The sequence below is a fragment of the Cellulosimicrobium sp. CpK407 genome (assembly GCF_051844275.1).
GTDB classification, from domain to species: domain Bacteria; phylum Actinomycetota; class Actinomycetes; order Actinomycetales; family Cellulomonadaceae; genus Cellulosimicrobium; species Cellulosimicrobium cellulans_G.
In genome coordinates this window covers 1-23,280 of record NZ_JBGNYC010000034.1, presented here as the reverse complement: position 1 = coordinate 23,280, position 23,280 = coordinate 1, and the positions used below count along the sequence as shown (strand labels likewise).

General features: G+C 73.4%; 12 protein-coding genes. 11 read left to right on the top strand and 1 reads right to left on the bottom strand.

Going from position 1 to position 23,280, the window contains the following annotated elements:
• Positions 1 to 207 precede the first annotated feature (207 nt).
• The 9 genes from ABWU78_RS14580 (at position 208) to ABWU78_RS14540 (ending at position 19,610) form a co-directional block, all read left to right on the top strand.
• Positions 208 to 1,455 carry a Gfo/Idh/MocA family protein gene (locus tag ABWU78_RS14580; protein ID WP_439158791.1) on the top strand — a complete coding sequence of 416 codons (1,248 nt, stop codon included), beginning with the start codon at positions 208 to 210 and terminating at the stop codon, positions 1,453 to 1,455.
• Positions 1,452 to 3,125 carry a sugar ABC transporter ATP-binding protein gene (locus tag ABWU78_RS14575; protein ID WP_253053557.1) on the top strand — a complete coding sequence of 558 codons (1,674 nt, stop codon included), beginning with the start codon at positions 1,452 to 1,454 and terminating at the stop codon, positions 3,123 to 3,125. Before ABWU78_RS14580 ends, ABWU78_RS14575 begins: the two co-directional genes overlap by 4 nt.
• Complete coding sequence (locus tag ABWU78_RS14570; RefSeq protein WP_439158790.1) at positions 3,122 to 4,168, top strand: ABC transporter permease; 1,047 nt, start codon at positions 3,122 to 3,124, stop codon at positions 4,166 to 4,168. The genes ABWU78_RS14575 and ABWU78_RS14570 overlap by 4 nt, the downstream gene beginning before the upstream one ends.
• Entirely contained in the window at positions 4,165 to 5,247 is a 1,083-nt protein-coding gene (locus ABWU78_RS14565; RefSeq protein WP_253053570.1) for an ABC transporter permease, read from the top strand. Before ABWU78_RS14570 ends, ABWU78_RS14565 begins: the two co-directional genes overlap by 4 nt.
• A 127-nt stretch (positions 5,248 to 5,374) precedes the next feature.
• Positions 5,375 to 6,604 carry a substrate-binding domain-containing protein gene (locus ABWU78_RS14560; protein WP_439158789.1) on the top strand — a complete coding sequence of 410 codons (1,230 nt, stop codon included), beginning with the start codon at positions 5,375 to 5,377 and terminating at the stop codon, positions 6,602 to 6,604.
• Positions 6,605 to 6,827: 223 nt separating this feature from the next.
• A complete protein-coding gene (locus ABWU78_RS14555; RefSeq protein WP_439158788.1) occupies positions 6,828 to 7,727 on the top strand; it encodes a sugar phosphate isomerase/epimerase family protein in 900 nt (299 codons plus the stop codon).
• Positions 7,728 to 7,832: 105 nt separating this feature from the next.
• Positions 7,833 to 13,415, top strand: a complete 5,583-nt coding sequence (locus tag ABWU78_RS14550) for a ThuA domain-containing protein (protein WP_439158787.1) — start codon at positions 7,833 to 7,835, stop codon at positions 13,413 to 13,415.
• 111 nt (positions 13,416 to 13,526) lie between these two features.
• Complete coding sequence (locus ABWU78_RS14545; protein ID WP_253053595.1) at positions 13,527 to 14,417, top strand: hypothetical protein; 891 nt, start codon at positions 13,527 to 13,529, stop codon at positions 14,415 to 14,417.
• Positions 14,418 to 14,618: 201 nt separating this feature from the next.
• Entirely contained in the window at positions 14,619 to 19,610 is a 4,992-nt protein-coding gene (locus tag ABWU78_RS14540) for a ThuA domain-containing protein (RefSeq protein ID WP_439158786.1), read from the top strand.
• A gap of 81 nt (positions 19,611 to 19,691) precedes the next feature.
• Here the strand turns inward: ABWU78_RS14540 and ABWU78_RS14535 are convergent, their stop codons facing one another.
• Positions 19,692 to 20,297 (bottom strand): GNAT family N-acetyltransferase, encoded by a 606-nt coding sequence (locus tag ABWU78_RS14535; RefSeq protein WP_353708814.1) that lies wholly within the window; start codon positions 20,295 to 20,297, stop codon positions 19,692 to 19,694.
• A gap of 81 nt (positions 20,298 to 20,378) precedes the next feature.
• On the opposite strand from ABWU78_RS14535, the gene ABWU78_RS14530 reads away from it, so the two are divergent.
• Both ABWU78_RS14530 and ABWU78_RS14525 read left to right on the top strand, forming a co-directional pair.
• A complete protein-coding gene (locus ABWU78_RS14530; RefSeq protein WP_353708815.1) occupies positions 20,379 to 21,173 on the top strand; it encodes a LamB/YcsF family protein in 795 nt (264 codons plus the stop codon).
• The gene (locus tag ABWU78_RS14525) at positions 21,170 to 22,885 is read left to right on the top strand and encodes an urea amidolyase family protein (RefSeq protein ID WP_353708816.1); all 1,716 of its coding nucleotides are present in this window, start codon (positions 21,170 to 21,172) and stop codon (positions 22,883 to 22,885) included. The genes ABWU78_RS14530 and ABWU78_RS14525 overlap by 4 nt, the downstream gene beginning before the upstream one ends.
• Positions 22,886 to 23,280: the final 395 nt, after the last annotated feature.

Genomic DNA, 23,280 nt, shown 5'->3' with positions numbered 1-23,280 from the left:
CGCCCCCGGCCCCTCGACGGCCGGGGGCGGTGGCGTGCCCGCGTCCGGGTCGCGTCCGTCGTCCCGTCGCGCGTCGTCGTCCGCGTCGTCGCTGGCTGCGGCCGTGTGATCCTTCACATTTGTTTCGTGGCTTGGGTTATCTAACCGTGACGATCAATGTTCGGCTTTTGCTTGACGCTCGACAGAAGTGGCCCTACGTTGTCATCCATGCGAGCCGACGACGTCGCGCAGGACGTGCGCACCCCGGTGCTGGACCCGGGTGCCCACCTCCCCGGAGCGACCACGACAGGGGCCCCTGCCGCCCGGACGACCTTCCCCGCCAGCGCGCCCGACGCGGGCGGTCTGCCGGCCTCCGGCTATCGCGCGGGGATCCTCGGCGCCGGGTTCATGGGCGGCGTCCACGCGCGGGCCGTGCGCACCGGCGGCGGCCGGGTCGTCAGCGTCGCGGCCGCCGACCTCGACATCGCCCGCGCGGCCGCGCCGGGGCTCGGGGCCGAGCGCGCCGTCGCCACCGCCGAGGAGCTGCTCGCCGACCCCGAGGTCGACGTCGTGCACGTGTGCACGCCCAACCACCTGCACGTGCCCCTCGCGCGCGCCGCGCTCGCGGCGGGGAAGCACGTGGTGTGCGAGAAGCCGCTCGCGACCGACGTCGAGGGCGCGGTCGAGCTCGCGGGGCTGGCCGCCGAGGCCCGCGCGGCGGACGGCCGGGTCGCCGTCGTGCCGTTCACCTACCGGTTCCACGCGATGGTGCGCGAGGCGCGCGAGCGTGTGCGCCGCGGCGAGGTCGGCACCATCTCGCTCGTGCACGGCTCGTACCTGCAGGACTGGCTCCTGCGGGAGTCCGACGACAACTGGCGCGTCGACCCCGCGCTCGGCGGCGCGAGCCGGGCCTTCGGGGACATCGGCTCCCACTTCTGCGACCTGCTCGAGTTCACCACCGGGCAGCGCATCGTCCGGCTCGTCGCGCAGTCGGCCACGGTCAACCCGCACCGCCGGGGCGCGGACGGCGTCGTGCACGCGGTGGCGACCGAGGACGCCGTCACGCTCCAGTACGCGACGGACGGCGGGGCGCTCGGGACCGCGGTCATCTCCCAGGTGTCGGCGGGCCGCAAGAACCGTCTCTACCTCGAGATCTCCGGCTCGGAGTCGACGCTGTCGTTCGACCAGGAGCAGCCCGAGACGCTGTGGGAGGGCCGCCGCGACGTCTCGCGCCTCCTCGTCCGCGACCCCGAGGCGCTCTCCCCGGCCGCCGCGCGCTACTCGCGCCTGCCCGCCGGGCACCCCCAGGGCTACCAGGACTGCTTCGACGCGCTCGTCGGCGACACGGCGGCGGCGATCCGCGGCGAGGTCCCGGACGGGCTGCCCACGTTCGACGACGGCCTGCGCGCCGCCCGCCTCGCCGCCGCCGTGGGCGAGTCGGTGCGCTCGGGCGGCTGGGTGGAGGTGCCGGCATGACCGCGACGACCACGCGCGAGCCTCGGCCGCCGACGGCGGGGGAGGGCGGCGACGGGCCGATCCTGCGGCTGCGCGGCATCGGCAAGGAGTTCTTCGGCAACTCCGTGCTGCGCGGCATCGACCTCGACGTGCGGCCGGGCGAGGTGCACGCGCTCGTCGGCGAGAACGGCGCCGGCAAGTCGACGCTCATGAAGATCATCGCGGGCGTGCACCGCCCCGACGCGGGCACGATCGAGCTCGACGGCGCGGACACCACCTTCGCGTCGCCGCTCGCCGCGCAGCACGCGGGCGTGTCGACGGTGTTCCAGGAGTTCAACCTCCTGCCCGAGCGGTCCGTCGCCGAGAACGTCTACCTCGGTCGCGAGCCGCGCCGCGCGGGACTCGTCGACCGCCGCCGCATGCACGCCGACACCACGGCGCTCCTCGCCGACCTCGGCCTCACCGGCCTCGCCTCGTGGACGCGCGTCGGCTCGCTCTCGGTCGCGCAGCAGCAGATCGTCGAGATCGTCAAGGCCGTGTCCTACGACGCGCGCATCATCTCGATGGACGAGCCGACGGCAGCGCTGGCCGACCAGGAGGTCGAGCTGCTCTACGAGCTCGTCCACCGGCTCAAGGAGCGCGGCGTCGCGATCCTCTACGTGTCGCACCGCCTCAAGGAGATCTTCGACCTCTGCGACACCATCACGGTGCTCAAGGACGGCAACCACGTCCTGACGACGCCGACCGCCGACATCGACCCCGACCGGCTCGTGCGCACCATGGTCGGCCGCGACTTCGCCGGGTACTTCCCGGACAAGGACCCCTCGACGGTCCCGGGCGAGGTGCGCCTCGCGCTCGAGGGCGTGGGCAACACGCAGGTCGACGACGTCTCGCTCGAGGTGCGCGCGGGAGAGATCGTCGCGCTCGCCGGCCTCCAGGGCTCGGGACGCACGGAGATCGCGCACGGCATCTTCGGGATCGCGGGCTTCACCCGCGGGCGCGTGCTCGTCGGCGGCACGCCGGTCGACGTGCGCTCGCCGCGCCAGGCGGTGCGGGCCGGGCTCGCGCTCGTGACCGAGGACCGCAAGGCGGAGGGCCTCGCGCTCGGCCAGTCGATCCTCGCGAACGCGCGGCTCGTGCTCGACGCCGTCGTGCCCGGCCAGGCGGACCGGCGCGCGAAGCGCATCCCCGGCATCCTCTCCTCCCTGGAGCTCGTCGCGAGCTCGCAGGAGGCCGAGGTCCAGTACCTGTCGGGCGGCAACCAGCAGAAGGTCGTCCTCGCGAAGTGGCTGGTCACCGACCCGCAGGTCATCGTGCTCGACGAGCCGACCCGCGGCATCGACGTCGGCGCCAAGCGCGCGGTCTACGACCTCATGCGCGAGCTCACCGCGAGCGGGGTCGCCGTCCTGTTCATCTCCTCCGAGCTCCCCGAGGTCGTCGCGATGGCGGACCGCGTGCTCGTCATGCGCGACGGCCGCCTCGCGGGCGAGCTCCCCGCCGGCAGCGACGAGGAGACCGTGATGGCCCTCGCCACGGGCGCGGGAGAGGACACCTCCGGCGAGCACGTCCAGGTCGACCTCGACGCTCTCGCCGGCGCCGACGACCTCCCGGGCGCCGAGCCCGCCACCGCGCCGGACGGACCGCCCGCGTCCGCCCAGCACCCCACCGACGGCCCGCAGGAGGACCGATGAGCACCGCGGTCGCGACCGCCGCCCCCACCGCGCGCCGCGCCCCCGCGCGTCGGCGCCGCCTGGGGTCGACGGAGATCGTCTACCTCGCCCTCGTCGGGATCCTCGTGATCGCCGGCGTCCTCGTCGCCGTCGGCGGCGGCAACCTGTTCAGCACCGCGAACACGGCGTACATGCTCACGCAGACGAGCCTCCTCGGTTTCGTCGCGATCGGGCAGACGTTCGCGATCCTCTGCAAGTCGCTCGACCTGTCGGTCGGCTACGTCGTGGCGCTCAGCTCGATCGTCGGCGCGACGACCATGGCGGGCGACCCCTCGCGCGTCTGGCTCGGCGTCCTCGCGGCGGTGGGCGTCGCGGCGGTCGTCGGCCTGGTCAACGGGCTCGTCATCGCGAAGCTGCGCGTCAACGCCTTCATCGCGACGCTCGGCGTGGGCCTCATCATCAAGGGCTACCTCGACACGCAGTTCAAGGGCCCGGCGGGCGAGGTGCCCGCCTCGTTCCAGATGTTCGGGTACACGCGCGTCGGCCCGGTGCCGATCTCGACGATCGTCATGCTGCTCGTCGCGGCCGTCGGCGTCGTGCTCCTCACGCGCACCCGGCCGGGTTACCACATGTTCGCGGTCGGCGGGAACACCGACGTCGCGCGGCTCTCGGGCATCCGGACCGACCGGACCCTGATCCTCGCGCACGTGCTGTGCTCGGTCTGCGCGGGCGTCGCGGGGCTCCTCATCGCCGCGCGCTTCGGTACCGGCAACGCGCTCGTGTACTCCTACGGGCTCGACCTCGACTCGATCGCGGCCGTCGTGCTGGGCGGCACGCTCCTCATGGGCGGGCGCGGCTCGATCGTCGGGACCGTGGGCGGCGTCCTCATCCTCGCGGTGCTCGACACGGTGTTCAACGTCCTCGACGTCGACCCGTTCTTCAAGGACGTCCTGCGCGGCGTCATCATCATCGCCGCCGTCGCGCTGTACGCCCGGCGCCAGATCGACCCGGCGAGCAGCCGGGCCCGCTTCCGCCCGACCCGCACCGGAGGTGCGTCCGCATGACCACCGACACCACGCGCCGGACGATCCCCGCGCGCGCGCCGCGGGCCGGCTGGCTCGAGCGCCTCACCGCGGGCGGGAGCTGGACCGTGTTCGCGCTGCTCGTGCTCGTCTTCGCGGTCATCCTCGTGATGAACCCGTCGTTCGGCGAGCCCATGTCGCTCATGGCCTTCGTCAAGAAGGCGGCGCCGCTGGTCATCCTCGCGATCGGACAGTACTTCGTCATCGTCTCCGGCGAGTTCGACCTCTCGGTCGGGTCGCTCGTCGGCGCCCAGGTCGTCATCGCGGCGAAGCTCATGGACGGCGAGGACTCGATGACGTGGCCCGTCATGGCCCTCATGATCGTCTTCGGTCTCGCGGTCGGCCTCGTCAACGGCCTCGTGACGACGCTGCTCAAGGTGCCGTCGTTCATCACGACGCTCGGCATGATGCTCGTGCTCTACGGGGCGATCCGGCTCTGGACGGGCGGCGCCCCCACGGGCGCGCTGACCGACGGCTTCCGGCAGTGGGGACGCGGGGGCATCCCCGACACGCCCGGCCAGTTCCAGGTGCCGTACGCGCTCATGGTCGTCGTGGTGCTCGGCGTCCTCGCCGCCCTGCTCATGCGCCGCCCGTTCGGCCGCACGCTCGTCGCCACCGGCGACAACGACGTCGCGGCCGGCTACGCCGGGGGCTCCGTGTGGTGGGTGCGCACGCGCGCCTTCCTCCTCTCAGGCTTCATGGCCACGGTCGCCGCCATCCTCATCGGTGGCTACGCGGGCGTCACCGCGCAGGTCGGGCAGGGCCTGGAGTTCATGGCCATCACGGCCGTCGTGCTCGGGGGCGTCGTGCTCGGCGGCGGGCGGGGCACCGTGATCGCCGCCATGGCCGGCGCGCTCACCCTCGAGGCGCTGTTCACGCTGTTCAACCAGCTCAGCCTCCCGTCGACGATCCGGCCCGCCGTGCAGGGCGTGATCATCATCGCGGCCGTCGCCTACGCCGCGCTGCCGCGCCGGTCGCGGCGCCGCTCGTCCACCCCCGACGCCCCGCCTGCCGCGGGCCCGACCCCCGCACCGAAGGAGCCCGCCCCCGCGAACGCCTGAGCACCGGCGCCCCGGCGGACTCCCGCCCGCGCGACCCCGACCACGCCCGAAAGACCCCCTCCCGAGCTGTACCCCTTCCCCCGCACGCTGCGGGACGACGACGTCTCACCCCCAAGGAGAGAAGGACATGCGACGTACACGAGCACTCCTGGCCGGCGCGGCGGTGGCCACGCTGTTCCTCACGGCCGCCTGCACGACCGACACCCCCACCGACACCGGCGAGGGTGGCGAGACCTCGGCGGAGGAGAGCCCCGCGAGCGAGGAGTCCGGCGGCGCCGACTCCGAGTGGTTCGTCCAGGCGGACTACGACCGTCAGCTCGCCCAGCGCGAGGCCGTGCCCGAGGGCCCGGCCGACCAGCCGTGGCTGCAGGCGATCGAGCCCGAGTACGTGGACACGGCCGAGTACGCGAGCGAGGGCGGCGGCAAGACGCTGTGCTTCTCGAACGCCTCGGTGTCCAACCCGTGGCGCGTGACCGGCTGGATCACGATGCAGCAGCAGGTCGACGTGCTGAAGTCCGAGGGCGTCATCGGCGAGTTCCGCGTCTCGGACGCGGCGGACGACGACAACAAGCAGATCTCCGACATCCAGGCGTTCGTCGAGGCGGGCGACTGCGACGCGATCGTCATCTCCCCGTCGACGACGGCGACCCTGACGCCCGCGGTCGAGGCCGCGTGCGAGTCGGGCAAGCCCGTCATCGTGTTCGACCGTGGCGTGAACACCGACTGCATGGTCACGTTCATCCACCCGATCGGCGGCTACGCCTACGGTGCCGACGGCGCCGAGTTCCTCGTCGAGAACCTGGAGCCGGGCTCGAAGGTGCTCGCGCTGCGCATCCTGCCCGGCGTGGACGTGCTGGAGAACCGCTGGGCCGCGGCCGACAAGATCTTCTCCGAGTCCGAGCTCGAGGTCGTGGGCGCGGAGTTCACCGGCGGTGACGGCGCGAAGATCAAGGACATCGTCACCCAGTACCTGCAGCGCGGGGACGTGGACGGCATCTGGATGGACGCGGGCGACGGCGCCGTCGCGGCGGTCGAGGCGTTCGAGGACGCCGGCAAGCCCTACCCGGTCTTCATGGGCGAGGACGAGATGAGCTTCCTGCGCAAGTGGAAGGACACGGACATGACCGCCCTCGGCGCCGTGTACTCGAACTTCCAGTGGCGCACCCCGATCCTCGCGGCGCAGATGATCTGGGCCGGCGAGCAGGTCCCGTCGGAGTGGGTCCTGCCGCAGTCGCCGATCGAGGCCGAGGAGCTGGACGCGTACCTCGAGGCGAACAAGGACATGCCGTCGCTGCACTACGCGAAGTTCGGCGGCGAGGACCTGCCGGGCTTCCCGGAGGCGTGGACCGACCGCTGACCAGACCGCTGACCGGTCGTCCGCACGGGACCTGACAGGTCCCGCAGAACCACCCGGTCCGACCCTCGCGGTCGGACCACCCAGGGGCCGCCCGGTCGCCGTCCGACCGGCCGGGCGCCCCGCCCGCCCGACGACGCGGCGCACCTCCCGTGCGGAGGTGCCCCGCGGCGTCGGGCACGCGGGCGGGACGGCCGAGAGCTCGGACCCGACGAGAGAGAGCGACGTGGCTCTTCCTACCCCGGCCCTGCCGCTGCGCCGCCGTGCGCTCGGCGTCAACACGTGGGTCTGGACCTCCCCGCTCACCGACGACGCGCTGCGCGACATCGCGCCCCGCGTCGCGGGGTGGGGGTTCGACGTGCTCGAGCTGCCCGTGGAGAACCCCGGCGACTGGGACCCGGCGACCGCCGCGACGGTCCTCGCCGACCACGGCCTCGGCGCGAGCGTCTCGCTCGTCATGGGCGAGGGCCGCGAGCTCGTCGCCGCGGACGCCGCGACGGTGCGCGCCACGCAGGACTACCTGCGGCACGTCGTCGACGTCGCACGCACCGTCGGCGCCCCGGTGATCGGCGGACCCGCGTACGCGTCGGTCGGGCGCACGTGGCGCCTGACCCCCGCGGAGCGCGAGGCGGCGTACTCCGAGCTCGCCGAGAACCTGGCACCCGTCGTCGAGCACGCGATCGCCGCCGGCGTCGTCGTCGGGCTCGAGCCGCTCAACCGCTACGAGACGAGCCTCGTCAACACCGTCGACCAGGGGCTGGAGGTCGTGCGGCGGCTGCCCGCGGCCGGCATCGGCCTCATGCTCGACGTCTACCACATGAACATCGAGGAGACGGACCTGCCCGCCGCGGTCGCGCGCGCGGGCGAGCGCATCGCGCACGTCCAGGTGTGCGGCAACGACCGGGGCGCACCCGGCAACGACCACCTGGACTGGCGCGCCCTCCTCGCCGCGCTCGACGCGACCGGCTACGACGGACCCCTCGTCATCGAGTCCTTCACGGCCGACAACGCGACGATCGCCACGGCCGCCTCCATCTGGCGGCCGCTGGCGCCGACCCAGGACGCCATCGCCGTCGATGGCCTGGCCCACCTGAAGGGACTGATGCCCACGCCGGAGCACCCGTAGCCGTAGTCGATCCACGACCGCAGCGCCGGCACGCCGCGGGATGACGACCACCCTTCCCGGACGACGACGTCCGGGTCCGCACGTCATGCCCCTGGAGGCAGCACGATGACCGCACGACGCCCACGCAGGGCGAGGTCCGTCGCGGCACTGACCATCGGAGCGCTCGCGTTCACGCTCGCGCCCGTCACGATGGCCAGCGCCGCCGACGACCCCGTCCCCGCGGACGAAGAGCACAAGGTGCTCATCTTCACCAAGACGACCCAGTTCCGGCACAGCGAGGCGATCACGCAGGGCACCCCGGTGCTCGAGGCGGCGTTCGCCGAGGTCGGCATCGCGTCCGACCACACGGAGGACTCGACCGTCTTCAACGACGAGACCCTCGCGCAGTACGACGCCCTGGTCATGTTCCAGACGTCGGGCGACCCGTGGAACGCCGACGAGAAGGCGGCGCTCGAGCGCTACCAGCAGGCGGGCGGCGGCATCGTCGCGATCCACAACGCCACGGACATGCGCGGCAGCTACGGCTGGTGGGACGACATGATCGGGGCGCTCATGCCCGGTCACGCCGCCACCGGTACCAGCCCCGGCCTGCCGGGCACGGTCCGCGTGGAGGACCGCACGCACCCGTCGACCGAGCACCTGTCCCAGCGCTGGACGCGCGCGGACGAGTGGTACAACTACTCGGCCAACGTCCGCGGCAGCGCGCACGTGCTCGCCACGATGGACGAGTCCACGTACGACGCGGGCAGCAACAAGATGGGCTACGACCACCCGATCTCGTGGTGCAAGCCCTACGACGGCGGTCGCGCCTGGATGACCGGCATGGGTCACTTCGGGGCGCACTACACCGACGAGCCCGACCTCGTGCAGCACATCGTCGGCGGCGTCCAGTGGGCCGCGGGCCTCGTCGAGGGCGACTGCGGCGGCACCGACTGGGGCTCGTTCGAGAAGATCGCGCTCGACACCAACACGAGCGCGCCCTTCGGCATGGACGTCGCGCCCGACGGCCGCGTGTTCTACACCGAGCTCGTGCGCGGGCAGATCCGCGTGTACGACCCCCGGACGCAGAACACCACGACCGCCATCACCATCCCGGTGTACTCCGGCGGCGAGGACGGCCTGCTCGGCATCGCGCTCGACAAGGACTTCGCGGAGAACGGGTACCTGTACCAGTACTACGCGCCGGCGAGCTCGAACGACTCCGACCCGGCGAACTTCTTCAGCCGCGTCTCGCGGTTCACGGTCTCCTCCGACGGGCCCGGCTCCACGGTGATCGACCCGGCGTCCGAGAAGGTGCTCATCGAGATCCCGGCCGGGCGCCTGCCCGACGAGCCGGGACACACGGGCGGCGGCCTCCTCGTCGACCACGAGACCGGTGACCTCTACATCGGCGTCGGCGACGACGTGAACCCGCACTCCGAGCCGTCGGGCGGCTACGCGCCGATCTCGGAGCGTGACGGCACGTTCCACGACGCGCGCGCGACGTCCGCGAACACGAACGACCTGCGCGGCAAGGTCCTGCGCATCCACCCGGAGGCCGACGGCACGTACTCGATCCCCGAGGGCAACCTGTTCGCCCCGGGCACCGAGAAGACGCTGCCCGAGATCTACGCGATGGGCTTCCGCAACCCGTTCCGGTTCACGATCGACGCGAAGACGGGCAACCTCGGCGTCGCCGACTACTCGCCCGACAACGGGTCGGACAACCTCGCCAACCGCGGCCCGGCCGGCATCGCCGAGTGGAACCTCATCAAGGAGCCCGGCTTCTACGGCTGGCCCCTGTGCATGGGCAACAACGAGCCGTTCCGTGACGTCGACTACCGGACGAACCCCGTCACCGTGGGCGACTTCTTCGACTGCGACAACCCCGTCAACGACTCCGTGAAGAACACGGGCCTCACCGAGCTGCCCCCCGCGCAGCCGGCGGACCTCTGGTACGGCTACCAGCGCTCGTCCGTCCCCGGCGTGATCAACGCCGGCGGCGGCCTCGCGCCCATGGGCGGCCCGTTCTACCAGTTCGACCCGGAGCTCGACTCCGACACGAAGTTCCCGGCGTCGTACGACGGCAAGGCCTTCTTCTACGAGTGGGCCCGCAACAAGATGTACACGATCGACCTCAAGGACCCCGAGGCCGCGCCCGGCGCGACCGACGTCGAGAAGGTCAACCCGTTCCTCCCGCAGGAGCAGTTCCTCGCCCCGATCGACTCCAAGTTCGGCCCCGACGGCGCGATGTACGTGCTCGACTGGGGCGGCGGCTTCGGCCGTGACAACCCGAACTCGGGTCTGCACCGCATCGACTACCTGTCGGGCTCGCGCTCGCCGGTGTCGAAGCCGGTCGCGACGCCGGACTCCGGCATCGCGCCGCTCGAGGTGACGTTCGACGGCACGGGGAGCACCGACCCCGAGGGCGAGGAGCTCACCTACGCGTGGGACTTCGACGGTGACGGCACGACGGACTCGACGTCCGCCGCGCCCAGCCACACCTACACCGAGAACGGCGTCTACGACGCCCGCCTCACGGTGACCGACCCCGCCGGCAAGGTGGGCACGGCGACCGTGCCGATCACGGTGGGCAACACGCGGCCCGAGGTCGACTTCGGCCTCCCGCCCACCGGCTCCTTCTTCACGTTCGGCGACGACATCACGTGGGACGTGTCGGTGACCGACGCGGAGGACTCGCCCGAGGGCGACGAGATCGACGACGAGCAGGTCATCATCCAGCCCGCGCTCGGGCACGACGCGCACGCGCACCCCGCCGAGCCGCTGCACGGCCGCACGGGCACCGTGGCGACGAGCCTCGGTGGCGGCCACGGCGAGGACATGAACGTCTTCTACGTGATCGACGCGCGCTACACCGACCGCGGCGGCGAGGGCGACGTGCCCGCGCTCACCGGGTCGGACACGACGCTGATCTTCCCGAAGAAGCGCGAGGCGGAGTTCCACACGGCCTCCGACGGCACCACGACGATCCCGAGCCGGGACGTCGAGGGCGGCGGCTCCGTCATCACCGGGTCGAACGGTTCCTGGGCGTCGTACGACCCCGTGAGCCTCTACGGCGTGCAGGCGCTGAACCTGCGCGTCGCGGCGGCGGCCGAGGGCACGATCGAGCTGCGTCGTGACGCGGCCGACGGCGAGCTCCTCGGCACGGCCGAGATCCCGCAGACCGGGCTCGGCACGTTCACGGACGTGACCGTCGAGGTCACCGACCCCATGGAGCCGTTCACGCTCTACGTGGTCTTCCCCGGTGAGGGCGAGCGTCGTCTCAACTTCATCGAGGCCGACGGCAAGGGCGTCTCGGACACCACCCGTCCCAAGGTCCGCATCACGTCCCCCGAGGCGGGCGTCCGCCTCGAGCAGGGCGAGATGGCGGTCACCGCGGAGGCGGACGACACCGAGAACACGGTGACCCAGGTCGAGTTCTTCGTCGACGGCGAGTCGATCGGCGTCGACGACGCGGCTCCGTACGAGGCCACGTGGAACCCGACGGCGGACAACTACTACGAGCTGACCGCCGTCGCCACGAACGACAAGGGCCTGTACACGCGCTCGCGCGTGGTGCTCGCCCAGGTCGGCGACCTCTTCGCGGGGATGAAGACCTTCACCAACGCGAACGGGACGTTCGAGCAGCTCGCCGAGGGCAAGTACCTCATCACGTCGGGCGGCGCGAACATGTGGCAGGGCACCAACGAGTACTCGACCATCTACCGCGAGCAGGGCGCCGACGAGAACTGGTCGGCGACGGTGAAGATCAACAGCCAGGGCAACTCGAACGGGTCCGCCAAGGCCGGGATCATCGTCCGCAACGACGTCACGCAGACGGCGAACTCGCAGGGCTACGCGGCCCTGGGCATGCGCCCGAGCGGGGGCTTCGAGTGGCTGCGCGGCAACTCCAGCGGGCAGCTCACGGCGTCGACCGGCGCGAGCACGACGAGCTACCCCGCGTGGGTGCGGATCGTGCGTGACGGCGACCTGTACACGGCCTCCTGGAGCAAGGACGGCGAGAACTTCACGCAGATCGGCGAGCCGCAGGCCCTGCCGGGTGCGGCGTCCGTCCAGGACGTGGGTCTCTTCGTCACGGCGCACAGCACGACGGCGACGAGCGCGGTCGAGTTCCAGGACTTCGTGTTCGACGACGACCCGCAGACCGAGGAGCCCGGCGGCGGGAACCCGCCGCAGTGCCTTGCGGACTCGTCCGACGAGTTCGACGGCGACGCGCTCGACCCGCGGTGGACGGTCGTCCGCCAGGCCGACGGCAAGCCGATCACCGTCGCCGACGGCCACGCCGTCCTGCCGGTCGTGCAGGGCGACATCAACGAGGCGCAGACCGGGCCGATCAGCTACCTCGGTCAGCCCGCGCCCGCCGGGGCGTGGACGCTCGAGACCAAGTTCGACGTCCCGCTCGCCCGGCACTGGCAGCACGCCGGCCTCCTGGTTCACGTGAACGACGACGAGTACACCAAGCTCGCGTTCACCAAGAACCAGAGCGGCGCCCGCTTCCTCGAGTTCCAGACCGAGACCGGTGGTGCCCGGACGTGGCACGGCCAGACGGACGTGGCGACGGACTTCCCGTCGTCGATCCACCTGCGCCTCGTCTCGGACGGGTCCGCGATCACGGCGGCGTACTCGGCGGACGGCCAGGCGTGGACGGCGCTCGCGGGCTCCGCGCCCGTCAAGCCCGGCGCCACGTTCGGCGTCATGGCGGGCGGCGACACGGCGACCGCCGACACGGTCGCGAAGGTCGACTACGTCCACGTCACCGGCGCCGAGCCGGACGACGGCGTGCGCGAGCCGAGCGACGAGTTCGAGGGCGACGCCCTCGACGGCTGCCGCTGGGACGCCATCGTGCGCTACGACGGGTCGAAGGTCGCCGTCGCCGACGGCGAGCTGCGCATCACGACCCAGCCGGGCGACATCAACGCCGGGAACAACGGCGACCCGCGCAACTTCGTCCTCCAGACCGCTCCGGAGGGTGACTGGGTCGTCGAGACGCGGTTCAAGGCGCCGCTCGTGCACCGGTGGCAGCTCGCGGGCCTCATCGCGTACGGCGACGACGACAACTACGTCAAGGCCGACGTGCTCGCGAAGAACGCACCGGGTGCGGCGCTCAACCTCGGCGCCGAGCTCGTCTCGGAGAAGGGAGGCCAGTTCGGCAACGGCGGCAACCGCCAGCTCGAGCTCGCCGACTCGACCGAGTCGGGGTACTGGTACCTGCGGCTCGAGAAGGTGGGCAGCACCTACCAGGGCTGGGTCAGCGACGGCGGGGTGACCTGGACGCCGCTGGGCGCCCCGGTCACCAACGACGCGGCGCTGACGAAGGTCGGCCTCATGGCGATCGGCCCGGAGCAGGAGACCCCGGTCACGGTGGCGTTCGACTGGTTCCGTCTCACGACGGAGTCCGAGCCGGAGCCGACGGTCGACGTCGAGGTCACCGCGTCCGCCCGCTGCCTCGCGGGCAAGGCGTACCTCGCGATCCGGGCGACGAACGTCGACGAGGCGCCCGTCGCGATCACCCTGACCACGCCGTTCGGCTCCAAGGAGTTCGGCGCGGTCGAGGTGGGCGGCAACGCCTACCAGTCGTTCGCGTCGCGTGCGACGTCGTTCGACGCGGGCACGGCCACGGTCACGGCGACGCTCGGCGACGTCACGACCGAGATCGAGGTGCCGTACGACGCCGTGAGCTGCGGCTGACGGCGGGCCGGTGACGGGCGACCCGCTCCCGTCACCGGCCACCGCGCCGGCCCGGCCCCGCGGCCGGGCCGGCGCACACCGAGCGGGACGACCCAGGGACAGGAGCGACAGGTGGCACAGCGCACCGCAGGACGGACGTCCGCGACCCGGACGCCGGCGGCGAGGGACGCCCGCACGGGCTCCGGCCGCACGGGTGGCCCGACGACGACGCCCGCCCGCTCCCGCCCCGCCGACCGGGGCGGTGCCGGCCGCCCCGAGCCCCGGCCGCCGGCGCGCGTCCGCGCGCGCCGGTGGTTCGCGGGTCTCGACCCCTGGCGCCGGGTGCTCCTGGTGCTCGCCGCGCTCGCCGTCGTCGCGGTGGTGGTCGCACTCGTCGTGGTGCTGACCCGTCAGGCGCCGGCCGCGACCGACGAGGGCTTCGCCGTCGACCCCGCGCGCGTCGCCGAGCTCGAGGCCGCCGAGGAGGAGCGCGACGCCGACAACCTCGTCGCGTCGATCGAGCACGCCGAGCACGTGCAGGCCGAGCTCGTCCCCGTCCTGCACGGGCTGCACGCGGTGCTCCCCGTCGACGGCTCGACCGCCGTCCCCGCGGACCCCGCCGAGATCGCGGACTGGCGCGCGACCGTCGACGGCCTCGTGGCCGAGACCGAGTCGCTCCAGAGCGGCTCCTCCGAGCACAACATCGTCCGCAACGGGATGCTCACCTCGCTCCGGCTCGTCGGCGACACGCTCGACGCGGTCGGCCTCGCGGCCGCCGCGGACGCGAGCGACCCGACCACCGCCGCGGACCTCTACACCCTCGCCGGCGAGCTGCGCACCCGCGCCGTCGACGCGTGGGGCCTCGCCGCGATCCAGCTCGACCTCCGCTCGACCGCCGGGGGACAGGGGCACGTCCACGTGTTCCTGCCCGTGCACCCGGACGACTCGCTCGACGGCGGCATGGACCTCGGGCACGAGGGCGGTTCCGCGGACGAGGACGCGCACGAGGACCACGACCACTGACCCACGGCGGCCCCACGGACGGGCCGCCCCACCGACCTCCCGGTCGGGCGCCCTCCGGGGTGCAGGCCGAGCCCGACCGGGACCTGACCCCAGCGCTCCGCACGACGACGCGCGGAGCACGACGCACCACGAGGAAGGGGAGCACGACCAGCGGCACGGCGACGTCGCCGAGCCGCACCGATCAGTTCTCAAGGAGGAGAAGTGACAGCACGACCTTCGAGGGGTCGGCGCCAGGGGGTCGCGGCGGTCACCGCCGCGGCCCTCGTCGCGCCGGCGCTCACCCTCGCGACGGCGGCCCCCGCCGCCGCGCACGACGAGTTCTCCGTCATGGTCTTCAGCAAGACCGCAGCGTTCCGGCACGGCTCGATCCCCGCGGGCATCGCGGCGATCCAGCAGCTCGGCACCGAGCACCACTTCGCCGTGACCCCGACCGAGGACGCGGGAGCCTTCACGGACGCGAACCTCGCCCAGTACGACGCCGTCGTCTGGCTGTCCACCACGGGCGACGTCCTGAACGACGAGCAGCAGGGCGCGTTCGAGCGGTACATCGCCGCCGGCGGCGGGTACGCCGGCGTCCACGCGGCGTCCGACACCGAGTACGACTGGCCCTGGTACGGCGAGCTCGTCGGGGCGTACTTCAACAGCCACCCCCAGAACCAGGACGCGACGGTCGTCGTCGCCGACGACGAGCACCCCTCGACCGCCCACCTCCCGGCGGCCTGGGACCGGTACGACGAGTGGTACAACTACCGCGAGAACCCGCGCGGCCAGGTCCACGTGCTCGCGAGCCTCGACGAGTCCTCGTACTCGCCGGGGTCGGGCGCCATGGGCGCCGACCACCCGATCGCGTGGTGCCAGGAGTACGGCGGCGGCCGGTCCTGGTACACGGGCGGCGGCCACACCGACGAGTCGTACACCGACCCGGCGTTCGTCCAGCACCTGCTCGGCGGCATCCAGACCGCCGCGGGGGCCGTCGACGCCGACTGCGGCGCGACGGTCGACGCCTCGTTCGAGCAGGTGACGCTCGCCAAGGGCGCGGCCAAGACGGGCGAGCCCATCGCGATGGCCGTCCTGCCGGACGGCGACGTCCTGCACACCTCGCGCGACGGGCGCGTCTGGTACACGACGGCGGACGCGACGACGGCGCTCGCGGGCACCGTCCCCGTGTACACGCACGACGAGGACGGCCTCCAGGGCGTCGCGATCGACCCGGGCTTCGCCGAGAACCGCTGGGTCTACCTCTACTACGCGCCCAAGCTCGACACGCCGCCGGGCGACGCGCCCGAGACGTCGGCCGACCCGGCCGCGTTCGAGGCGTTCGAGGGGTACAACCAGCTCTCGCGGTTCCGGCTCACGGAGCAGAACCTGCTGGACCTCGCGAGCGAGCAGAAGATCCTCGAGGTCCCGGCCGACCGCGGGCTGTGCTGCCACGCGGGCGGCGAGATCGACTTCGACGCCGAGGGCAACCTCTACCTGTCGACCGGTGACGACACGAACCCGTTCGCGTCGGACGGCTACGCGCCGATCGACGAGCGGGCGACCCGCAACCCGGCGTTCGACGCCCGCCGCAGCTCGGGCAACACGAACGACCTGCGGGGCAAGCTCCTGCGCATCACCGTCGCCGAGGACGGGTCGTACACGGTCCCCGAGGGCAACCTCTTCCCCGAGGGCGAGTACGAGGCCGGCAAGACCCGGCCGGAGATCTACGCGATGGGCTTCCGCAACCCGTTCCGCTTCGCGGTCGACAAGGCGACCGGCGAGGTCCACCTCGGCGACTACGGCCCCGACGCGGGCGGCGCGAACGCGAACCGCGGCCCTGGCGGGACGGTCGAGTTCAACGTCATCTCCGAGGCGGGCAACTACGGCTGGCCGTACTGCATCGGCGACAACCTCGCGTACAACGACTACGACTTCGAGACGAAGGTCTCCGGGCCGAAGTTCGACTGCGCGGCACCCAAGAACACGAGCCCGCACAACACGGGCCTCGTCGACCTCCCGCCCGCCGTGCCGGCGTGGCAGCCGTACGACGGCGGGTCCGTGCCCGCGTTCGGGACGGGCGGCGAGTCCCCGATGGGCGCCGTCGTCTACGACTACGACCCCGAGCTCGAGTCCGAGACCAAGTTCCCCGCGTACTACGACGGCAAGCCGCTGCTCTACGAGTGGGACCGCGCGTGGATCAAGGAGGCGATCCGGAACGAGGACGGCAGCCCCGCGGGCTTCGTGCCGGCGCTGGAGTTCATGGACCTGCGCCGGCCGATGAACCTCGAGTTCGGCCCGGACGGCTCGCTCTACGTGCTCGACTACGGCGGCGGCTACTTCGGGGGCGACGCCCTCTCGGCCGTCTACCGGATCGACTACGTGCGCGGCGGCCGCTCGCCGGTCGCGCAGATCGACGCGACGCCGACGAACGGCCAGGCGCCGCTCGTCGTGTCGTTCGACGGCACCGGCTCCTCGCACCCGGACGGCAAGGAGTTCACGTACGCCTGGGACCTCGACGGTGACGGCGAGACCGACGCCACCGACGCCCAGGTCTCGCGGACGTTCACGGAGAACGGCCAGCACGAGGTGCGGCTCACCGTCACCGACGCCGACGGCAAGCAGGGCGTGGCGACCACGACCGTCACCGTGGGCAACACCGCGCCCGAGGTGACGCTCGAGCTCCCGGCCGACGGCCAGTTCTTCGACTTCGGCGACCAGGTCCCCTTCCGGGTCACGGTCACCGACGCCGAGGACGGCGCGCAGGTCGACTGCAGCCGGGTCGTCGTCGAGTACATCCTCGGCCACGACAACCACGGCCACCCGCTGTCCAGCGCCACGGGCTGCGAGGGCGTCCTCACGACCGCCAAGGACGAGGGGCACGGCCTCGACGCGAACATCTTCGGCGTCGTCAACGCGACGTACACCGACGGCGGGGGCGCCGACGGCGTGCCCGCGCTCGCGTCCGACGACGAGGCCGTCCTGCACACGCGCACCAAGCAGGCCGAGTACTTCACCGACAGCCAGGGCGTCCAGGTCGTCGCGAAGGACGTCTCCGAGGGCGGCAAGCAGCTCGGCTACATCGCGGCCGGCGACTGGTTCGCGTTCGACCGGATGAACCTCGCGGGCATCGACGCGATCTCCGCGCGGTACAGCTCGGGCGGCTCCGGCGGCGTGCTCGACGTGCGGGACGGTGCCGTGGACGGCCCGCTCCTCGCGACGCTCACGCTGTCGCCGACCGGGAGCTGGGAGACGCCGGCGCGCACGCAGGCGGTCCCGGTCACCGACCCGGGCGGCACGCGCACGCTCTACTTCGTCGCGCGCTCGACGACGGGGGCGACGGGCGACATGTTCGACGTCGACTCCGTCACCTTCACGGGCCGGGGCGCGGCGAACAACGTGGCCCCGGTGGTCGGCTCCGTGACGGCGACGCCCGCCACGGGCGACGCGCCGCTCGACGTCGCGTTCGCCGCGCAGGCCACCGACGCCGACGGCGACGCGCTCACGTACGCGTGGGAGTTCGGCGACGGCGGCACGGCGACGGGCGCGACGGCGCAGCACACCTACGCCGAGGCCGGGAGCTACACGGCCACGGTCACCGTGAGCGACCCGTCGGGCGCACGCGCGACCGGGACCGTCGCGGTCTCCGTGTACGGCACGCTCGAGTGCACCGAGCCGGACCCGCAGCGCGGGCCCGCGGACGAGTTCGAGGGCGAGGCGCTCGACGGCTGCCGCTGGGACGTCGTGGACCTCCGCCCGGACCTCGCCCAGGTGCGCGACGGGAAGTGGGTCGTGCGCACGACCGACGCCGACTTCGCCGGCACCGGGAACCAGCGCGTGCCGAACATCATCACGACCGACCAGCCGGGCGACTCCTGGACGGTCGAGACGAAGATGACGGCCGCGTTCGCGAACCAGTACCAGCAGGGCGGCCTCATCGTCCGCGCGTCGGAGTCCGACTACGTCAAGCTCGCCGTGGTCCAGCACCCCGGTGGCCTGCGCGTCGAGCTCCGCAGCGAGATCGGCGACGTCGTGCAGTCCACGAACGGCGACGTCCTCGACGTCGCGAAGCCCGTCTACGGCGAGTACCTGCTGCGCCTGTCGCGCGACGGCGACTCGTTCACCGGGTCGTTCTCGCTCGACAACGGGCAGACCTGGGTCCCGACCACGCGCGCGGTCACGCACGCGGGGCTCGGCGACGCGGGCGTCGGCGTGTTCGCGCTCGGCAAGAGCGCGGGCGCGAACCAGATCGACGTCGCGTTCGACCACGTGCGCGAGGTCGACGGCAGCGGCGTCCCCGTGTGCGAGGACGTCACCGCGAGCGACACGTTCGACGGCAGCGGGTCCGGCCTCGGCCTCGACCCGTGCCGCTGGTACGTCGTCAACGCCGACCCGTCGCGGCTCGCCGTCGCGGACGGCGCGCTGCAGCTCACCACGACCGACGACGACGTGTACGGCGCGACGAACTCCACCGTGCCCAACATCGTCCGCTCGAAGGTCGTGACGGGCGACGAGTGGACCGTCGAGACGACGGTGCGCGCCGACCTCACGCAGAACTACCACCAGGGCGGCCTCATGGTCTACAAGGACCAGGCCAACTACGTGAAGGTCGGCGTGATCCACAACGGCGGCACCGCCGGGACGGTCGGCTTCGAGGTCCGCAGCGAGACGGGCGACGTCGTGCTGCAGCCGCAGCCCGGCGTCGGCTCGCTGCCGCGCGAGGCGGACGGGACGTACCACGTGCGTCTCGCCCGGTCCGGCGACACGTTCGTCGGCTCGTGGTCGCTTGACGGCGAGCAGTGGACCGAGCTCGCGGCCGTGACGAACGACCAGCTCGACGGGATCGGGGTCGGGCCGTTCGCGCTCGGCAAGAACCAGACCCAGCCCACGGTCGTCGCGTTCGAGGACTTCGTCCTCGTGGGCGAGGTGGTCGAGCAGCCGCTCGACGTCACGACCGAGGTCCAGGTCCGGTGCCTCGCCGGCAAGGCGTACGTCGCGGTGCGCGCGACGAACGCCGACGGCGTCCCGATCGACGTCACGCTGACGACGCCGTTCGGCACCAAGGCGTTCACCGCCGTCCGGCCGGGCGCCTCGGCGTACCAGTCGTTCGCCGCCCGGGCGACGTCCGTCGAGGCGGGCGTCGTGGGCGTCGCGGCGACGGGCGACGGCCGCACGTTCGCGGCCGATCTCGCGTACGACGCCACGAGCTGCGGCTGACGCGGCAGCTCGCGCAGCAGGCCGAGGGCCGGTCGGGGACGTCCCCGACCGGCCCTCGGTCGCGCGGGACGTCGCGCCGCGTCAGGCGCGGGGGAGCGCCATGACCACGTCGGTGTGCGTCTCGCCGCCGACCACATAGGTGCGCCCGCCGACGACGTCGAAGCGGTGCTTGTGGTAGAACGCCTGCGCCCGGGCGTTGAGACCGTTCGTGCCGAGCCAGACGCGCAGGCCGGGACCGAGCCGAGCGGCCGCGTCGGTCGCCGCGGTCATGAGCACGCCCGCCACACCCGTGCCCTGGGCGTCGGGGTGCACGTAGATCTTCGACAGCTCGACCGCCTCGCCGGGCCCGACGGCCGCCGCGACGTCCGGGTCGTCCGGCTCGCCGCGGACGAGGAGCGCGTACCCGAGGAGGCCCGGGTCGTCGTGCGCGTCGGGGACGTCGTCCGTGACGTCGTCGGGCACCGGCTCGACGAGGAGGAGCGCGTGCGCGGCGCTCGCGGCCCACCCGCGGAACCGCTCGGGCGAGAGCTGGGTCGCGACGTGCTCGGCGATCGCCTCGGGCGACGTACCGGGCGGGCACGCGAGCGGGAAGGTCAGGGCGGCGAGCCCGGCGAGCGCGGGTGCGTCGGCGGTCGTCGCGCGGCGCACGCGGACGGCGGCCGGGGCGGTGGTCAGGTCGTCGGGCATGCCTGCGAATCTACGCCCGCGAGCCGGGCGGGCGGGTCCCGCACCCGCCCGCGCGGCGGCGCCTCCGGGCATGATGGACGCGTGACGCGCATCGACCTCAACGCCGACCTCGGCGAGGGCTTCGGCCGCTGGACCCTCGCCGACGACCAGGCCCTGCTCGGCCTCGTGACCAGCGCGAACGTCGCCTGCGGGTTCCACGCGGGCGACCCGGCGACGATGCGGAGCGTGACGCGGGACGCCGTCGCGCGCGGCGTGCGCGTCGGCGCGCACGTGAGCTACCGCGACCTCGCGGGCTTCGGGCGGCGCTTCATGGAGGTCGGCCCGGCCGAGCTCGCCGACGACGTCCTCTACCAGCTCGCCGCGCTCGACGGCTTCGCGCGGCTCGCGGGGGACCGGGTGCGCTACGTCAAGCCGCACGGGGCGCTCTACAACGCGATCGTCCACCACGAGGCGCAGGCGCGCGCGGTCGTCGACGCCGTCCGCGCCTACGACCCCGCCCTCCCCGTGGTCGGCCTCCCCGGCTCCGCGGTGCTGCGCCTCGCCGACGCGGCCGGGCTCCCCACGGTGCGCGAGGCGTTCGCCGACCGGGCCTACCTCCCCACGGGCGAGCTGGTCCCGCGCGGCCTGCCGGGCGCCGTCGTGCACGACGCCGAGCAGGTCGCCCGGCGCGTCGTCGAGCTCGCCACGTCGGGCACGGTGCTCGCCGCGGACGGCTCGCCCCTGCGCGTGGAGGCCGACTCGGTGTGCGTCCACTCCGACACGCCGGGCGCCGTCGGGCTCCTGGGCGCCGTCCGCGCCGCCCTCCAGGGTGCGGGCGTCGAGCTGCGGCCCTTCGCCGACGCCCGGCCGGGTGCGGGCGAGGGCACCGCGCCGTGACGGGTGCCGTCCACGGGTTCGGTGAGACCGCGCTGCTCGTCGACCTGCCCGACCTGGCGGCCGTGCGGTCGCTGCACCGGGCGCTCGCGGCCGACGTGCCGCCCGGGGTCGTGGACGTGGTCCCGGCCGCGCGGACCGTCCTGGTCCGGTGCGCGGCGCGCGGTGACGTCGCCCGTGCCCGCGCCTGGGTCTTGGAGGCGCTGCTCCGCGCGTCGTCGGACGACGAGCCTCCGGCCGCCGGTCCCGTGGTGGAGATCCCGGTGCGCTACGACGGCCCCGACCTGGACGACGTCGCCCGCTGGGCGGGGGTGAGCGCCGAGGAGGTCGTCGCCCGGCACTCCGGGCGCGAGTACGAGGCCGCGTTCGGCGGCTTCGCGCCGGGCTTCACGTACCTCGTGGGCGTCGATCCCGTCATCGCGGCGCCGCGCCTCGCGACGCCGCGCACGCGCGTCCCCGCGGGGTCCGTCGCGCTCGCCGGCGACCTCACGGCCGTCTATCCCGGCGAGTCCCCGGGCGGGTGGCGCCTGCTCGGCCGCACCGCCGCACGGATGTTCGACGTCGACCGCGACCCACCCGCGCTCGTCGCACCCGGAGCGCGCGTCCGGTTCGTGCCCGTGCAGGGAGGCGCCACGCCCCGACGCCCAGGGCCGAGCGGCGAGCCGCCGACCGCCGTCTCCGCGTCGCCACCGGAGGACGTGCCGGTCGGGACGCGGAATGGGCCGCCGCCCGCCGTCCCCACGGCGCCACCGGTCGAGACGCGGGGTGAGCCGGCGACCGCGGCCGCGGGGGAGGACCGGGTGGTCGCGCCGCACGGAGAGAGCCGAGCGGGTGCGGGCGTCGAGGTGCTCGCGACGGGTCCCCTCGTCCTGGTCGAGGACGACGGCCGGCCCGGCCTCGCCGCGGTCGGCGTCGGCCCGTCGGGGGCGGCGGACCGGACCTCCCACGGGCTCGCCAACCGCCTCGTCGGCAACCGTGAGGGCGCCGCGGCCCTCGAGGTCACGCTCGGCGGGCTCGCGCTCCGGTTCCGGGGACGCGCGGTCGTCGCGCTCTCCGGAGCGGCGGTCCCGGCGACGGTCGCCGGGGTTCCCGTGGGCATGAACGCGCCCGTGCGGGTGCCCGACGGGGCGGTGCTGCGGCTCGGCCAGGCCGCGCGAGGGCTACGGACCTACGTCGCGGTCCGGGGCGGGATCGTCGCGGACGCGGTGCTCGGCTCGCGGTCCCGCGACGTCCTGTCCGGGATCGGCCCGGACCCGCTCGCCCCGGGGGACGTGCTGCGGGTCGGAGCACCGCCCCCGGGCTCGTGGCTGCCGGTCGACGTAGCGCCGGTGCGGCACGTCCCGGGCGTCCTGCGCCCGGGGGAGCGGGTGGGCGCCGTGCTCGAGGTGATCCCGGGCCCGCGAGGCGACTGGTTCCTCCCCGGGGCGTGGCAGGCGCTGCGGGCGCTGCGGACCGTGAGCGCGGACAGCGACCGCGTCGCGATCCGCCTCGGCGGGCAGGCGGTCCCGCGGCGGGCGGGCGAGCTCCCGTCCGAAGGCCTCGTCCGCGGGGCGGTGCAGATCCCGCCCGACGGCCGGCCGGTCGTGTTCCTGGCGGACCGTCCCGTCACCGGCGGGTACCCCGTCATCGGGGTGCTGCGCGAGGAGGACGTCGACCGCGCGGCGCAGCTCCGTCCGGGCGACCGGGTCGTGCTCCGGGGGACACGGGGGTACTGACGAGGACGCACGCCCACGCGCGCACGACGGGTGCGCACGGCCTGGTGCGCAGCGCCGGGTGGGAGACGCGCGGACGGAGGTGCCGGCGGCGCGTGGCCGAGGGCCGAGGCGCTGACCTGGACCAGGACCGACGAACGGGTGCGCGGCGTGTGTGCCGGGTCACCCGGACCCGGCTTGACCCTGGCGCGACGGGCCGCGTAATGTTCTGGATGTCGGCCCGACAGGGAGGAACAGACACCGCCTCGAACGATCGAGGGTGGCTGGTCCCGGGGTCGAAACCCTTCCACCGCATGGCGTAGGATGTTCTCCTGCCCGCAGCGAGGAAGTCCCAGGACGACTGGACCACGGCGAACAGCCGGGTTGAGGATTCGGGGAAGGCCTGGTAAGGTTGAAGG

What these genes read in the sequence shown, in the direction of transcription:
- ABWU78_RS14580 (WP_439158791.1), top strand. Translation starts at nt 208, where the DNA reads ATGCGAGCCGACGACGTCGCGCAGGACGTGCGCACCCCGGTGCTGGAC.
- ABWU78_RS14575 (WP_253053557.1), top strand. Translation starts at nt 1,452, where the DNA reads ATGACCGCGACGACCACGCGCGAGCCTCGGCCGCCGACGGCGGGGGAG.
- ABWU78_RS14570 (WP_439158790.1), top strand. Translation starts at nt 3,122, where the DNA reads ATGAGCACCGCGGTCGCGACCGCCGCCCCCACCGCGCGCCGCGCCCCC.
- ABWU78_RS14565 (WP_253053570.1), top strand. Translation starts at nt 4,165, where the DNA reads ATGACCACCGACACCACGCGCCGGACGATCCCCGCGCGCGCGCCGCGG.
- ABWU78_RS14560 (WP_439158789.1), top strand. Translation starts at nt 5,375, where the DNA reads ATGCGACGTACACGAGCACTCCTGGCCGGCGCGGCGGTGGCCACGCTG.
- ABWU78_RS14550 (WP_439158787.1), top strand. Translation starts at nt 7,833, where the DNA reads ATGACCGCACGACGCCCACGCAGGGCGAGGTCCGTCGCGGCACTGACC.
- ABWU78_RS14535 (WP_353708814.1), bottom strand. Translation starts at nt 20,297, where the DNA reads ATGCCCGACGACCTGACCACCGCCCCGGCCGCCGTCCGCGTGCGCCGC.